The sequence below is a fragment of the Klenkia sp. PcliD-1-E genome (genome assembly GCF_024124375.1).
In the GTDB taxonomy this organism is placed as follows: Bacteria; Actinomycetota; Actinomycetes; order Mycobacteriales; family Geodermatophilaceae; genus Klenkia.
The window spans coordinates 1-14,580 of the sequence record NZ_JAMXRZ010000006.1 but is presented as its reverse complement, the minus strand read 5'-3'; the positions used below and the strand labels follow the sequence as shown (position 1 = coordinate 14,580).

Annotated in this window: 16 protein-coding genes; all 16 read left to right on the top strand. The window is 74.7% G+C overall.

Translation table 11 applies throughout. The annotated features are described in order from the left end of the window. Nucleotides 1-33: 33 nt before the first annotated feature. The gene (locus NH342_RS02605; protein ID WP_253010971.1) at nt 34-405 is read left to right on the top strand and encodes an HNH endonuclease; all 372 of its coding nucleotides are present in this window, start codon (nt 34-36) and stop codon (nt 403-405) included. Nucleotides 406-522: 117 nt separating this feature from the next. After that, on the top strand, nt 523-2,538 hold the full coding sequence (gene thrS / locus NH342_RS02600; RefSeq protein WP_253010969.1) for a threonine--tRNA ligase: 2,016 nt from the start codon (nt 523-525) through the stop codon (nt 2,536-2,538). Next, nucleotides 2,535-3,059 (top strand): HIT domain-containing protein, encoded by a 525-nt coding sequence (locus NH342_RS02595; RefSeq protein ID WP_253010967.1) that lies wholly within the window; start codon nt 2,535-2,537, stop codon nt 3,057-3,059. Before thrS ends, NH342_RS02595 begins: the two co-directional genes overlap by 4 nt. After that, the gene (pgsA, locus tag NH342_RS02590) at nt 3,059-3,673 is read left to right on the top strand and encodes a phosphatidylinositol phosphate synthase (RefSeq protein ID WP_253010965.1); all 615 of its coding nucleotides are present in this window, start codon (nt 3,059-3,061) and stop codon (nt 3,671-3,673) included. The genes NH342_RS02595 and pgsA overlap by 1 nt, the downstream gene beginning before the upstream one ends. Next, nucleotides 3,670-4,611, top strand: coding sequence for a phosphatidylinositol mannoside acyltransferase (locus NH342_RS02585; protein WP_253010963.1), 942 nt, complete (start codon nt 3,670-3,672; stop codon nt 4,609-4,611). Before pgsA ends, NH342_RS02585 begins: the two co-directional genes overlap by 4 nt. Then, the gene (locus NH342_RS02580; protein ID WP_253010961.1) at nt 4,608-5,813 is read left to right on the top strand and encodes a glycosyltransferase family 4 protein; all 1,206 of its coding nucleotides are present in this window, start codon (nt 4,608-4,610) and stop codon (nt 5,811-5,813) included. The genes NH342_RS02585 and NH342_RS02580 overlap by 4 nt, the downstream gene beginning before the upstream one ends. A gap of 24 nt (nt 5,814-5,837) precedes the next feature. After that, the gene (locus tag NH342_RS02575) at nt 5,838-6,362 is read left to right on the top strand and encodes a hypothetical protein (RefSeq protein WP_253010959.1); all 525 of its coding nucleotides are present in this window, start codon (nt 5,838-5,840) and stop codon (nt 6,360-6,362) included. 53 nt (nt 6,363-6,415) lie between these two features. Further along, nucleotides 6,416-7,318: a pyridoxal 5'-phosphate synthase lyase subunit PdxS gene (gene pdxS / locus NH342_RS02570; RefSeq protein WP_308200604.1), complete on the top strand. Its 903-nt coding sequence runs from the start codon at nt 6,416-6,418 to the stop codon at nt 7,316-7,318. Next, complete coding sequence (gene pdxT, locus NH342_RS02565) at nt 7,315-7,953, top strand: pyridoxal 5'-phosphate synthase glutaminase subunit PdxT (RefSeq protein WP_253010957.1); 639 nt, start codon at nt 7,315-7,317, stop codon at nt 7,951-7,953. Before pdxS ends, pdxT begins: the two co-directional genes overlap by 4 nt. After that, nucleotides 7,950-8,702: a YebC/PmpR family DNA-binding transcriptional regulator gene (locus NH342_RS02560; protein ID WP_253010955.1), complete on the top strand. Its 753-nt coding sequence runs from the start codon at nt 7,950-7,952 to the stop codon at nt 8,700-8,702. Before pdxT ends, NH342_RS02560 begins: the two co-directional genes overlap by 4 nt. Before the next feature lie 39 nt (nt 8,703-8,741). Then, a complete protein-coding gene (gene ruvC, locus NH342_RS02555) occupies nt 8,742-9,350 on the top strand; it encodes a crossover junction endodeoxyribonuclease RuvC (protein ID WP_253010953.1) in 609 nt (202 codons plus the stop codon). Then, nucleotides 9,347-9,997 (top strand): Holliday junction branch migration protein RuvA, encoded by a 651-nt coding sequence (ruvA, locus tag NH342_RS02550; RefSeq protein WP_253010951.1) that lies wholly within the window; start codon nt 9,347-9,349, stop codon nt 9,995-9,997. The genes ruvC and ruvA overlap by 4 nt, the downstream gene beginning before the upstream one ends. Continuing rightward, complete coding sequence (gene ruvB / locus NH342_RS02545; protein WP_253010949.1) at nt 9,994-11,067, top strand: Holliday junction branch migration DNA helicase RuvB; 1,074 nt, start codon at nt 9,994-9,996, stop codon at nt 11,065-11,067. Before ruvA ends, ruvB begins: the two co-directional genes overlap by 4 nt. Before the next feature lie 153 nt (nt 11,068-11,220). Next, the gene (yajC, locus tag NH342_RS02540; protein ID WP_253010947.1) at nt 11,221-11,595 is read left to right on the top strand and encodes a preprotein translocase subunit YajC; all 375 of its coding nucleotides are present in this window, start codon (nt 11,221-11,223) and stop codon (nt 11,593-11,595) included. A gap of 1 nt (nt 11,596) precedes the next feature. After that, nucleotides 11,597-13,393: a protein translocase subunit SecD gene (gene secD / locus NH342_RS02535; protein ID WP_253010945.1), complete on the top strand. Its 1,797-nt coding sequence runs from the start codon at nt 11,597-11,599 to the stop codon at nt 13,391-13,393. Continuing rightward, on the top strand, nt 13,390-14,580 hold a 1,191-nt coding region (secF, locus tag NH342_RS02530; protein WP_253010943.1), incomplete at its 3' end, for a protein translocase subunit SecF. The genes secD and secF, both read left to right, overlap by 4 nt.

Here is a 14,580-nt window from a genome sequence, read left to right as displayed (position 1 = left end):
AATCATCGGTGCACCCGGCGGACCATGGTCGGCATGACCGCCCAGCCCGACCGCGCCGCCCGGCTGGCCGCCGCGCTCGAGCGGGACGGGCCGACCTGCGTCTGGTGCGGCCGGGCCTTCGACCGGCACGTGCGGCCCACCACCGAGCACGTGGTGCCCCGGGTGCGCGGCGGGCCGTCCTGGGCGGAGAACGAGGTCGCCGCGTGCAGCCGCTGCAACGCCGCCCGCGGGCACCGCGGAGCAGTCGAGTGGCTGGCCGAGTGCCGGGCCCGCGGGTGGACCCCGGACGCCGGGCGGGTCGCCCGGGCCCTGGAGCCCCTGGCCGCGGCGGTGGCGGTGCGCGGGGGCCAGCGGCGCGCCCGCCCGCACCTGGACGCCCAACTGCGGCGGCTGCGGGCCGGCTGACCCCGCCCGCCGGGGAGGAATGCAGGTGGGGCGGTCACCCCCGGGCCGTACTCTCGGCGGTGCCTCGCGCCCCCGCGGCGCACCCCGCACCTCCCGAGGAGTCCCGCCGTGCCAGCCGTGCCCGCAGCGCCCGCCGTCGCCACCGTGAAGGTCCCGGGTGGCACCACGGCGACCCAGGCGCTCAAGGACGCCGGGGTGCCGCTGAAGGGCGCCGACGCGGCGGTGGTGGTCCGGGTGGGCGGCGAGCTGAAGGACCTGGCCTGGACCCCCGACGTCGACACCGAGGTGGAGCCGGTCCCCGCGTCCAGCCCGGACGGCCGCGCGGTCATCCGGCACTCCACCGCGCACGTGCTCGCCCAGGCCGTGCAGGACCTCTTCCCCGGCACCCGGCTGGGCATCGGCCCGCCGGTGGAGAACGGCTTCTACTACGACGTCGACCCCGAGAAGCCCTTCACCCCCGAGGACCTGCAGGCGATCGAGAAGCGGATGCAGGCCATCGTCCGCGAGGGCCAGTTCTTCGCCCGCCGGGAGATCTCCGACGACGACGCCCGGGCGGAGCTCGCCCACGAGCCGTACAAGCTCGAGCTGATCGGCCTGAAGGGTGGGGCCGGTGACGCCGCCGAGGGCGCCGACGTCGAGGTCGGCGGCGCCCAGCTGACCATGTACGACAACCTCGACCCCAGGTCGGGTGAGCGGGTCTGGACCGACCTGTGCCGCGGGCCGCACCTGCCGCGCACCTCGAGCATCCCGGCGTTCGCGCTCACCCGGGTGGCGGCCGCCTACTGGCGCGGCAGCGAGCGGAACCCGCAGCTGCAGCGGGTGTACGGCACGGCGTGGGAGTCCAAGGACGCGCTCAAGGCCCACCAGGACCACCTGGCCGAGGCCGAGCGCCGCGACCACCGCCGGCTGGGCACCGAGCTGGACCTGTTCAGCTTCCCCGACGAGATCGGCTCCGGTCTGGCCGTCTTCCACCCCAAGGGCGGGGTGGTCAAGCGCGAGATGGAGGACTACGTCCGCCGCCGGCACATCGAGGAGGGCTTCTCCTACGTCGGCAGCCCGCACATCTCCAAGGGCGGGCTGTTCGAGACCTCGGGCCACCTGCCGTACTACGAGGACACCATGTTCCCGGCCATGGACCTGGAGAACTCGAAGTACTACCTCAAGGCCATGAACTGCCCGATGCACAACCTGATCTTCCGGTCGCGCGGGCGGTCCTACCGGGAGCTGCCGCTGCGCTTGTTCGAGTTCGGCTCGGTGTACCGGTACGAGAAGTCCGGCGTGGTGCACGGCCTGACCCGGGTGCGCGGGCTGACCCAGGACGACTCGCACTCCTACACCACCCCCGAGGGGGCGCCGGGGGAGATCCGGCACCTGCTGGCCTTCGTCCTCGGGCTGCTGAAGGACTTCGGGCTCGACGACTACTACCTGGAGCTGTCGACCCGGGGTGAGTCGGAGAAGTTTATCGGCTCCGACGAGGAGTGGGAGGTCGCCACCGCGGTGCTGCGGGAGGCAGCGGAGGAGACCGGCCTGGAGCTGGTCCCCGACCCGGGCGGCGCGGCGTTCTACGGGCCGAAGATCTCCGTGCAGGCCCGCGACGCCATCGGCCGCACCTGGCAGATGTCGACCATCCAGTACGACTTCAACCAGCCCGCCCGCTTCGGCCTGGAGTACAGCGCCGCCGACGGCACCCGGCAGCAGCCGGTGATGATCCACTCGGCGAAGTTCGGCTCCATCGAGCGGTTCTTCGGGGTGCTCACCGAGCACTACGCCGGCGCCTTCCCGGCGTGGCTCGCCCCGGTGCAGGTGCTCGGCATCCCGATCACCGACGAGCAGGTGCCCTACCTCGAGGGCGTCGCCCGCCAGCTGCGGGCCCGCGGCATCCGGGTGGAGGTCGACGACTCCGACGACCGGATGCAGAAGAAGATCCGCACCGCCTCCAAGCAGAAGGTGCCCTTCGTGCTCATCGCCGGGGCCACCGACGCCGAGGCCGGTGCGGTGTCCTTCCGCTACCGCGACGGCAGCCAGCGCAACGGCGTCCCGGTCGCCGACGCCGTCGAGGCGGTCGCCGCCTGGGTGGCCGACCGGCGCAACAACGACCCGACGGCCCCGGCCGAGCAGGGGAGCACCGCGTGAACCCCGACGCCGGCGGGCCGACGACGGTCTTCGAGCGGCTGTGGACCCCGTACCGGATGGCCTACATCCAGGGCGAGGGCAAGCCGACCGGTGACCACGACTGCCCGTTCTGCCTGATCCCGCGCATGGGCGACGAGGACGGTCTGGTCGTCGCCCGCGGCGAGCTGGTGTTCGCGGTGCTCAACAAGTTCCCCTACAACGCCGGTCACCTCATGGTCGTGCCCTACCGGCACGTCGCCGACTACACCGACCTGACCGACCCCGAGGTCGCCGAGCTCGGCGCGTTCACCCAGACCGCGATGCGGGTGGTCCGGCAGGTCAGCGGCGCGCACGGGTTCAACGTCGGGATGAACCAGGGCGCGGTCGCCGGTGCCGGCATCGCCGACCACCTGCACCAGCACGCCGTGCCGCGCTGGGGCGGGGACACCAACTTCATGCCGGTCCTGGGCCTGACCCGGGTGCTGCCGCAGGTCCTCACCGACACCCGGGGGCTGCTCGCCGACGCCTGGCCGGCCGCCTGATGCTGGGGGTCAACCTGCGGCCGGCGGTCGCCCGCGTCTGGGCACCCGTCGTCCGCACCCTCCTGCGGGCCGGGATCACCGCCGACACCGTCACCCTGCTCGGCACCGTCGGCGCGGTGGCGTCGGCGGTCTTCCTGGTCGGCAACGGCTGGCTGTGGTGGGGCGCGGTCGCGGTCACCCTGTTCGTGCTGCTGGACATGCTCGACGGCGCCCTGGCCCGGGCCCGCGGCGGCGGGTCGGTGTTCGGCGCGGTGCTGGACTCCACCGGCGACCGCGCCGCCGACGCCGCCATCTTCGCGGCCCTGGCCTGGTGGTACTCCGGCGAGGGCGACAACCGCATGGTCGTGTGGCTCGCCCTGACCTGCCTGGTGCTGGGCGTGCTCACCTCCTACGTCAAGGCCCGCGCCGAGGGCATGGGCCTGACCTGCGACGTCGGCCTCGTCGAGCGCACCGAGCGGCTGATCCTGGTGCTGGTCGGCACCGGCTTCACCGGCATCGGCATCCCCTACGCCCTGCAGGTCTGCCTGTGGGTGCTGCTGGTCGGCAGCACGATCACCGTCGGGCAGCGCTTCGCCGAGGTGCACCGGCAGTCGCAGGGCCGCACGCTGCCGTGAGCGGGCTGGGCAACCGGCTCGGCGAAGCGCTGGTCGACGCCGGCTACGCCGCGGGCTGGGGCGCGGTCAAGGCCCTGCCCGAGCCCCTGGCGCGGACGGCGTTCGACCGCGCGGGCCGGTGGGCGGCCGGCCGCGACGGGAGGGGCACCCGGCAGCTGCGGGCCAACCTGCGCGTGGTCACGGGGCTCTCCGGCCCGCCGCTGGACACGCTGACCCGCGACGCCGTGCGGTCCTACGCCCGGTACTGGATGGAGGCCTTCCGGCTGCCCACGCTCGGCGTGCCGCGGCTGCTCGCCGGGACCACCGTCGTGGGCAGCGAGCACCTGGACGCCGCACGGGCCGCGGGCCGGCCCGTCGTCCTCGCGCTGCCGCACAGCGGCAACTGGGACGCCGCCGGGGTCTGGTTCGTCGACTGGCTGGGCGGGCCGTTCATGACGGTGGCCGAGCGGCTGCGGCCGGAGGCCCTGTACGAGCGGTTCCTGGCCTACCGGGAGTCCCTGGGTTTCCGGGTCGTGCCGCTGACCGGCGGGGAGCGGCCGAGCTCGGCGGTGCTGGCGCAGTGGCTGGCCGCCGGGAAGTCGGCCTGCCTGCTGGTGGACCGCGACCTGTCGGCCTCGGGCATCCCGGTCACCTTCTTCGGCCGCGCCACCACGATGCCCGGGGGCCCGGCGTTGCTGGCCGCGCGCAGCGGCGCCGCGCTGCTGCCCGTGGTGTCGCACTTCGACGGCGGGGGCTGGCGGCACACCGTGCACCCCGAGGTCGACGTGCACGGGCCGGGGAGGCTGCGCGACCGGGTGCACGCGGGCATGCAGGGCGTCGCGGACGCCTTCGCGGCGAGCATCGCCGCCCGCCCCGTCGACTGGCACCAGCTGGGCCGGATCTGGGCCGACGTCCCGCCGGACCCGGAGCGGGCGAGCCGCGCCGTGGCGCCGTCGTGAGGGTCGGGCTGGTCTGCCCGTACAACTGGGACGTCCCCGGCGGCGTGCAGTACCACGTGCGCGACCTGGCGCAGACGCTGCGCGCGATGGGCCACCACGTCGACGTGCTCACCCCCGCCGAGCACGAGTCGTCCGTCCCGGCCGGGGCCACCTGGGCCGGCCGCACCCTGCCGATCCCCTACAACGGCTCGATGGCCAGCATCCAGTTCGGCGTGCTGTCGGCCGCGCGCACCCGGCGCTGGTTGCGCGAGGGCCACTTCGACGTCGTGCACGTGCACGAACCCGCGCCGCCGTCGGTGTCCCTGCTGGTCTGCATGATCGCCGACGGGCCGATCGTGGCCACCTTCCACGCCGCGTCGGTGCGGTCGAAGTGGCTGGCCGCGTGGGGACCGGTGGTCCGGCCGTGGCTGGAGCGGATCGCCGGCCGCATCGCGGTCTCGGACTTCGCCCGCCGCCTGCAGGTCGAGCACCTGGGCAGCGACGCCGTCGTCATCCCCAACGGCGTGCAGGTGGCCGCCTTCGCCGAGGGGCCGCGGCTGCCCGCCGCCGAGCACGACGGCCCGACCGTCGGCTTCCTGGGCCGCTACGACGAGCCGCGCAAGGGCCTGCCGGTGCTGCTGGAGGCCATGCGCACCGTCGTCCGCGAGCTGCCCGGTGCCCGGCTGCTGGTCGCCGGCCGCGGCGACCCCGACGAGCTGCGGGCGCTGGTCGGCCCCGACCTGGAGCCCGCGGTCACCCTGCTCGGCGAGCTGGACGAGGCCGACAAGGCGGCGTTCCTGCGCACCGTCGACGTCTACTGCGCGCCCAACCTGCTGGGGGAGAGCTTCGGGGTGGTCCTGGTGGAGGCCATGGCCGCCGGCGCGCCCGTGGTGGCCGCCGACCTGGACGCCTTCGCCCGGGTGCTGGCCGACGGCACCGCCGGGGTGCTGGTGCGCCGCGGCGACGCGACAGCGCTGGCCCGGGAGCTGGTCGACCTGCTCGGTGACCCGGCCCGGCGGGATGCGCTGACCACCGCCGGGCGGGAGCGCGCCGTGGACTTCGACTGGGCGACCCTGGCCGCCCGGGTGGTCGCCGTCTACGAGACCGTCGTCCGGCCCGGCGGCGAGGTCACCGCGCACGGCGCCGACGAGGACCCCGTACCGGCCGAACCGCTCCCCACCCGGACGGAGGGGTTCCTGCCGCGGTGGCTGCGCCGGTCCTGACCGCGCGCCGGTAGCGTCCCCGGGGTGACGTCGACGGAGTGGGTGCTGCTCGCCGTCGGCGTCGTCGTCGTGCTGCTGGCCGCCTGGGCGGTGTTCACCCTCGCCCGGCTGCGCCGGCTGGAGGGCCGGGTCGACCGGGCGTGGTCGGCCCTCGACGGCGCGCTCGCCCGCCGGGCCGAGCTGGCCGGTGCGGTGGCGCGCGAGCACGCCGGGGTGTTGGGAGCACTGCACGCCGAGGCGCTGGCCGGTGCGGCGGCGCAGGCCGGTCGGCCCGCCGGCGGGGACCGCGAGGTGACCGAGAACGCCCTGGGCCGGCTGGTGCGCGAGCTGCCCGAGCCGCTGCGCGCCGCCGAGCTGGACGACGCCGGGTGGCGGGTCGGCCTGGCCCGTCGGTTCTACAACGACGCCGTCCGCGACACCCGGACCCTGCGCCGCCGCCCCGGGCCCCGCGCGCTCCGGCTGCACGCGGGCCGCCCGCTGCCCCGGTTCTTCGACATCGACGACGGCCTGGACGCCGTGGTCGGCACCGGGCCCGCCGGACGCGACTGACCCGCTCCTACGATGGGTCGACCGCAACCGGAGTCGAACCAGCGAGGCGCACCGTGTCCGAGACCCCCGTCACCCCCAGCACCGGCACCGACCGCGTGAAGCGCGGCATGGCCGAGCAGCTCAAGGGCGGCGTCATCATGGACGTCGTCGACGCCGCGCAGGCCCGCATCGCCGAGGACGCCGGCGCCGTCGCGGTCATGGCGCTGGAGCGGGTGCCGGCCGACATCCGCGCGCAGGGCGGCATCGCCCGGATGAGCGACCCGGACATGATCCAGGGGATCATCGACGCGGTCTCCATCCCGGTGATGGCCAAGGCCCGCATCGGCCACTTCGTCGAGGCCCAGGTGCTGCAGTCCCTGGGCGTGGACTACGTCGACGAGTCCGAGGTGCTGACCCCGGCCGACGAGGCCCACCACATCGTCAAGACCGACTTCACCGTGCCCTTCGTGTGCGGCGCGACCAACCTCGGCGAGGCGCTGCGCCGGATCTCCGAGGGCGCGGCGATGATCCGCTCCAAGGGCGAGGCCGGCACCGGGAACGTCGTCGAGGCCACCCGGCACATGCGTGCGCTCCGCGCGGGCATCCGCCGCCTGACGACCATGGACGAGACCGAGCTGTACGTCGCGGCCAAGGAGCTGCAGGCCCCCTACGAGTTGGTGGCCGAGGTCGCCCGCACCGGCAAGCTGCCGGTCGTGCTGTTCACCGCCGGCGGCATCGCCACCCCGGCCGACGCGGCGATGATGATGCAGCTGGGCGCCGAGGGCGTGTTCGTCGGCTCGGGCATCTTCAAGTCCGGCGACCCCGCGCAGCGCGCCGCGGCGATCGTGCAGGCCACCACGTTCCACGACGACCCGGCGGTCATCGCCAAGGTCAGCCGCGGGCTGGGCGAGGCCATGGTCGGCATCAACGTCGACACCCTGCCGGCGGACCAGAAGTACAGCTCCCGCGGGTGGTGAGCGCCCCGACCATCGGGGTGCTGGCGCTGCAGGGCGACGTCCGGGAGCACCGGGCGGTCCTGGAGCAGCAGGGTGCGCGCACCGTCGCGGTCCGGCGGCCCGGGGAGCTGGCCGGCGTCGACGGCCTCGTGCTGCCCGGCGGTGAGTCCACGACGATGGCCAAGCTCGCCGACCGCTGGGGCCTGCTGGAGCCGCTGCGCGCGGCGGTGCGCGGCGGCCTGCCCGCCTACGGGTCCTGCGCCGGGATGATCCTGCTCGCCGAGCGGCTGCTGGACGCCCCGCCCGACCAGCGGACCATCGGCGGGCTGGACGTCACGGTGCGGCGCAACGCCTTCGGCCGGCAGGTCGACAGCTTCGAGTCCGAGGTCGACGTCGCGGGCCTGGTGGGCGGTCCGGTGCACGCGGTGTTCATCCGCGCGCCGTGGGTGGAGGAGGCCGGCGCCGGGGTGCAGGTCCTCGGCCGGGTCTCCGGCGGGGCGGCCGACGGTAGGATCGTCGCGGTCCGCCAGGGCGACGTGGTCGCCACCAGCTTCCACCCGGAGCTCACCGGCGACACCCGCATGCACCGGTTCTTCGTGGATCTGGTGCGCGAGCGTCTGGGCGGACGACGACCTGCGAGCGAGGAGACAGCATGAGCGGCCACTCCAAATGGGCGACGACGAAGCACAAGAAGGCGGGCATCGACGCCAAGCGGGGCAAGCTCTTCGCCAAGCTGATCAAGAACATCGAGGTCGCGGCCCGCACCGGCGGCGGTGACGTCAACGGCAACCCGACGCTCTACGACGCCGTCCAGCGGGCGAAGAAGTCCTCGGTGCCCAACGACAACATCGACCGCGCGGTCAAGCGCGGCGCCGGCCTGGAGGCCGGTGGGGTCGAGTACTCCACGATCACCTACGAGGGCTACGCCGCGGCCGGGGTCGCGGTGCTCATCGAGTGCCTGACGGACAACAAGAACCGCTCGGCCATGGAGGTCCGCACCGCCATGACCCGCAACGGCGGCTCGATGGCCGACCCGGGGTCGGTGTCCTACCTGTTCAGCCGCAAGGGCGTCGTCGTGGTCCCGGCCGCCGGCACCACCGAGGACGACGTCATGCTCGCCGTCCTCGACGCCGGAGCCGAGGAGGTGCGCGACCTCGGCGACACCTTCGAGGTCGTGTGCGAGCCCACCGACCTGGTGGCCGTCCGCACCGCGCTGCAGGACGCCGGCATCGACTACGACTCCGCCGAGGCCGGGTTCGTGCCCAGCGTGCAGGTGGAGCTGGACGCCGACGCCGCGGCCAAGGTGTTCAAGCTGATCGACGCGCTCGAGGACTGCGACGACGTGCAGAACGTCTACGCCAACTACGACGTGTCGGACGAGGTCATGGAGACCATCGACGCCTAAGCTGTCGAACGCTTGTTCGTACAGCGAGGGGGGTGGCTCGTGCGCGTGCTCGGGATCGACCCGGGGTTGACCCGGTGCGGCTGGGGCGTGGTCGACGGCCGCCCCGGTGCCCGGCCCACCGCGGTGGGCGTCGGCGTCGTCCGCAGCGACCACACCCTGGCCCTGGAGCTGCGGCTGCTCGAGCTGCACACCGCGCTCACCGCGCTCCTCCGGGAGCACCGGCCCGACGTGGTCGCCGTCGAGCGGGTCTTCCAGCAGAACAACAAGGGGACGGCGACCGGCACCGCGCAGGCCGCCGGCGTCGCCGCCCTGGCCGCCGCGCAGGCCAGCCGGCCGGTGCACTGGCACACCCCGAGCGAGGTCAAGGCCGCCATCTCCGGCAGCGGCCGGGCCGACAAGGAGCAGGTCACGCTGATGGTCACCCGGGTGCTCGGGCTGGACTCGCCGCCGAAGCCGGCCGACGCCGCCGACGCCCTCGCCCTGGCCGTCTGCCACGTGTGGCGCGGGCCCACCCAGGACCGGCTGCGGGTCGCCGCGCTGGCCGCCGGCGCCGGGGTCGGCTCGGGGGTCGGTGCGGCGCCGCTGTCGGTGGCCACCCGCTCGGCCGTGCGGCCGGGCCGCTGGCAGGGCATCGGGAGCGGGCGGTGATCGCCAGCGTCGCCGGCCGGGTGGCGGCGGTCAGCCCCGACGGTGCGGTCGTCGAGGTCGGCGGCATCGGCCTGGCCGTGCAGTGCACGCCGGGCACCATCGCCCGGCTGCAGGTGGGGGAGAGCGCCCGGCTGGCCACCAGCCTGGTGGTCCGCGAGGACTCCCTCACCCTCTACGGGTTCGCCGACGACGACGAGCGCCAGCTGTTCGAGCTGCTGCAGACCGCCAACGGCGTGGGCCCGCGCCTGGCCCAGGCGGTGCTGGCCATCCACCCGCCGCGCGACGTGCGCCGCGCCGTGGCCACCGGTGACCTCAAGGCGCTGATGCAGGTGCCCGGCATCGGGAAGAAGGGCGCCGAGCGGCTGGTGCTGGAGCTGCGCGACCGGCTGGGCGCCCCCACCGGCGACGTCAGCCTGGACGCCGTCGCGGCCGCCGCCGGCGCCACCGGCTCGGCCGCGGTCGCCCCCGTCGCGCCCTGGCGCGACCAGCTCACCACCGCGCTGGTCGGCCTGGGCTGGACCGTGCGCGAGGCCGAGGGCGCCCTGGCCCAGCTCGCCCCGGTCGTGGAGGAGCAGGTCGCCGCCACCGGCTCGGTGGACATCGCCGTGCTCCTCCGGCAGGCCCTCCGGCTGCTGGGCCGGTCGTGACCGGGTCCGACGCCTCGCCGTGGGCCGGTGACGAGGAGCGGGTCGTCGAGTCCGCGCTGCGCCCGCACTCCCTGGCCGAGTTCGTCGGCCAGCCCAAGGTCGCCCGGCAGCTGGACCTGGTGCTCGAGGGCGCCAAGCGGCGCGGCCGGCCGCCGGACCACGTGCTGCTGTCCGGCCCGCCCGGGCTGGGCAAGACGTCCCTGGCGCTCATCATCGGCGCCGAGCTCGGCACCGCCGTGAAGATCACCTCCGGCCCGGCGATCGAGCGGTCGGGTGACCTGGCGGCGATGCTGTCCAACCTCGGCGAGGGCGACGTGCTGTTCATCGACGAGATCCACCGCATCGCCCGGCCCGCCGAGGAACTGCTCTACATGGCCATGGAGGACTTCCGGGTCGACGTCGTCGTCGGCAAGGGGCCCGGTGCCACCGCGATCCCGCTGGAGATCTCGCCGTTCACCCTGGTCGGGGCCACCACCCGGGCCGGGCTCCTGACCGGCCCGCTGCGCGACCGGTTCGGCTTCGTCGGCCAGATGGAGTTCTACTCGACCGCCGACCTGCAGTCGGTGCTGCGCCGCAGCGCCGACCTGCTGGGGGTGGCCATCGACGAGGACGGGTCGGCCGAGATCGCCGGCCGCTCCCGCGGCACGCCACGGATCGCCAACCGGTTGCTGCGCCGGGTCCGCGACTACGCCGAGGTGCGCGCCGACGGCCGGATCACCCAGCCCGTCGCCCGCGCCGCGCTGGCCCTCTACGACGTCGACGAGCTCGGCCTGGACCGCTTGGACCGCGAGGTGCTGCACGCCCTGGTGGTCAAGTTCAACGGCGGGCCGGTCGGTGTGGCGACGCTGGCGGTGGCCGTGGGGGAGGAGCCGCACACCGTCGAGGAGGTCTGCGAGCCCTTCCTCGTGCGGGCCGGGCTGCTGGCCCGCACCCCCCGCGGCCGGGTCGCCACCGAGGCCGCCTGGGCGCACCTGGGGCTGCCCGTGCCCGAGGGCGTGTGGCTGCGCGGCGGCATCCCGCAGGGCGCGCCCGGCGACCAGCCTGCACCCCCCACCCTGTTCGACGCCTAGACTGCTCGGCGCTGGTGTGCCCGCCCCTGGGTGGCGCGCGCCCTGCTGCGGTCGCGCCCGCGGGCGCGCCGCAGCCTCCAGTCCCCGAAGCGGCCGCCACCCGGTGGCCGCACAACCGCGCCGAACCGGGTGCGGTGGAGAGGCACGACAACCGTGGAGCAGTTCTTCCCGCTCATCCTGCTGGTGCTGGCCTTCGCGCTGCTCATCGTGCTGCCCGCCCGGCAGCGCAAGAAGATGGCCGCCAACGCCCAGAAGCTGCAGGAGTCCCTGAGCGTCGGCACCCCGGTCATGCTGACCAGCGGCCTGCACGGCACCGTCGCCGGCTTCGGCGAGGGCACCGTCGACATCGAGATCGCCCCGGGCGTCGTCGCCACCTTCGCCCGCCCGGCGGTCATGGAGGTCCGCACGCCCGACGGCGCGGTCCTCGACGCCCAGGCCGGCGAGGTCGTCCCGCCCCGCGACGAGCGCACCGACACCGTCGAGGGCGCGGTCGACGGCGACGGCGACCCGACCGACCGCAGGGCCTGAGATGGCTGCCCGCCCGCTCCGGGCGTCGCGCTACTTCGCGGCGTTCGTCCTGGTCGTGGCCGTCATGTACGGCCTGATCTTCTTCACCGGCTCGCAGCGCACCCCGCAGCTGGGCCTGGACCTGCAGGGCGGCACCACGGTGACGCTCACCGCGCAGGTGCCCGGTGGCGGCACACCCAGCCGCGAGGACCTGGAGCTGGCGCGGCAGATCATCGAGCAGCGCGTCAACGGCCTCGGCGTCGCCGAGGCCGAGGTGGTGACCGAGGGCGACTCCAACATCGTCATCTCGGTGCCCGGTGAGGACGGCGACCAGGCCCGCCAGCTCGGGCAGACCGCGCAGCTGCGGTTCCGGCCCGTGGTCCAGGGTCCCGAGGCGGCCACCCCGGCCGACCCCTCGGCCACCCCGTCGGCCACCCCCACCGACGGCAGCGCGCCGACCGACGGATCCGCACCCACCACGGCACCGGGCGACACCGCGGCCCCCGCCTCGCCCACCGACGGCGGCGCGACCCCCACCACCGACCCGGCCGCGACGACCGCGGCACCGAACTCCTTCGCGCCCGCGCCGACCGACGTGCTCGCCGCCGGGGACACCACGACGCCGGCCGCGCCCACCACCGACGCCGCGCCCACCACCGACGCCGCCCCCACCTCCGGTGCGCCGTCCTCCGACGGCGCCGCCGCGCCCACCGCGGTGACCCAGGAGCAGGCCACCGCGGAGTACGCGACCCTGACCTGCTCGGCCAGCCAGACCGGCGCCGGGGACGTCGACCTGCCCGACTCCTACCTGGCCGCCTGCTCCGAGGACGGCACCGCCAAGTACCTGCTCGGCCCGGCCGTCATCGAGGGCACCGACATCACCTCGGCCAGCGCCGGCACCCTGGCCCAGACCGGCGAGTGGATCGTCACCGTCGACTTCAACTCCCAGGCCTCCTCGACCTGGGCCACCTACACCGCCCAGGCGGCGCAGGCCGGCGGCGCCGTGGCCATCGTGCTCGACGGCCGGGTCGTCTCCGCCCCCACCGTGCAGAGCGCCATCACCGGCGGCAGCACCCAGATCACCGGCAACTTCACCCAGACCGAGGCGCAGACGCTGGCCAACCAGCTGGAGTACGGCGCGCTGCCGCTGACCTTCACCCAGGCCACCGCGCAGACGATCACCACCGAGGTGGGCGCCGACCAGCTGCGGGCCGGCCTCATCGCCGGCGCCATCGGCATCGCGCTGGTCTTCGTCTACGCGCTCCTCTACTACCGCCTGCTCGGCCTGGTCATGATCGCCAGCCTGGCGCTGTCCGCGGTCGTGGTCTACGCCAGCCTGGTGCTGCTGGGCCGCGAGATCGGGTTCACCCTCAGCCTGGCCGGCATCGCCGGCTTCATCGTCAGCATCGGCATCACGGCCGACTCCTTCGTCGTGTACTTCGAACGCCTCAAGGACGAGATCCGCGAGGGCCGCACGCTGCGCAGCGCGGTCCCGCGGGCGTGGGTGCGGGCCCGCCGGACGATCCTGTCGGCCGACGCGGTCAGCTTCCTGGCCGCGGCGATCCTCTACGTGCTGGCCATCGGCGACGTGAAGGGCTTCGCGTTCACCCTGGGTCTGTCCACGGTGCTCGACCTGGTCGTCGTCTTCCTCGTGACCCACCCGCTGCTGGCGGTCCTGAGCCGGTTCAAGGGCTTCGGCACCAACCGGTTCTCCGGCCTGGGCTCGGTCGACGTCACCCGGCGCGCGGCGACCGCACCGCGACCCGGCCAGCGCCCGACCGTGGCGGCGGGCACCAGCAGCGACAGGAGCGACCGATGACCGGCACCCCCCGCGAGGGCCGCACCGACGACGAGCTGACCGACGGCGCGCCGACCGAGGACGCGCTGACCGACGACGCGCTGGCCGACGACGAGGTGCGCGCGGACGCCGCGGCCGACGCCGACGACTCCGCGCTCGCCGAGGCCGGCCTGCCCACCGAGGACGGCCGCTCCGCCCCGCCGCGGCGCAGGGCCTCGCTGGCCCACCGCCTCTACAACGGCGAGGCCGGCCTGGACGTCGTCGGCCGCAGCCGGTTCTGGTACAAGGTCACCGCCGTGGTGATGCTGGTCTGCATCGCCTCGATGGTGTTCCGCGGCTTCAACTTCGGCATCGACTTCGAGGGCGGCAACAGCTTCCGGGTGTCGGGCACCTCCCAGCAGCTGACGGCCGTCCAGGACGCCGCCGAGGGCGCCGGCGCGCAGGTGTCGACGGCGCAGATCGTCGGCGGCGACACGATCCTGCTGCGCACCGGCGCGCTGGGCAACGACGCCGAGTCCGCGGTGTCCGCGGCGATCGCCGAGGCCGCCGGCGTGCCGGCCGGCCAGGTCACCTCCGAGGCGGTGAGCGCCGACTGGGGTCGCGACATCACCGACCAGGCGCTGATCGCCCTGGTGGTCTTCCTGGCCGCCGTCGTGGTCTTCCTGGCCATCCGGTTCCAGCCGAAGATGGCCGTGGGTGCGATCGCCGCCCTGGTGCACGACATCGTGCTCACCGCCGGCATCTACTCGCTGGTCGGGTTCGAGGTCACCCCGTCCACCGTCATCGGGTTCCTCACCATCCTCGGGTTCAGCCTCTACGACACCGTCGTGGTCTTCGACAAGGTCGACGAGAACGTCAAGGACCTGGAGAAGGGCGCCCGGATGACCTGGGGCGAGGCGGCCAACCTCGCGGTCAACCAGACGCTGATGCGGTCGATCAACACGTCGGTGATCGCGCTGCTGCCGGTGCTCGGGCTGCTCGTCATCGGCGTCGGCCTGCTCGGCGTCGGCACGCTGCAGGACCTGGCGTTGGTGCTCACCGTGGGGCTGGCGGCCGGCACCTACAGCTCGATCTTCCTGGCGACGCCGGTGCTGGCCGACCTCAAGGCCCGCGAGCCCGGTGTGCAGGCGCTGGCCAAGCGGGTGCAGGCCCGGCGTGCCGCCGACGCCCGCGCGGCCCGCACCGGTGCACCCGCCGGCCCCGTCGCG

Excerpts from the sequence above, each read along its gene's own strand:
- pgsA (WP_253010965.1), top strand. The coding sequence starts at position 3,059 with ATGCTGGGGGTCAACCTGCGGCCGGCGGTCGCCCGCGTCTGGGCACCC.
- secD (WP_253010945.1), top strand. The coding sequence starts at position 11,597 with ATGGCTGCCCGCCCGCTCCGGGCGTCGCGCTACTTCGCGGCGTTCGTC.
- NH342_RS02560 (WP_253010955.1), top strand. The coding sequence starts at position 7,950 with ATGAGCGGCCACTCCAAATGGGCGACGACGAAGCACAAGAAGGCGGGC.
- NH342_RS02605 (WP_253010971.1), top strand. The coding sequence starts at position 34 with ATGACCGCCCAGCCCGACCGCGCCGCCCGGCTGGCCGCCGCGCTCGAG.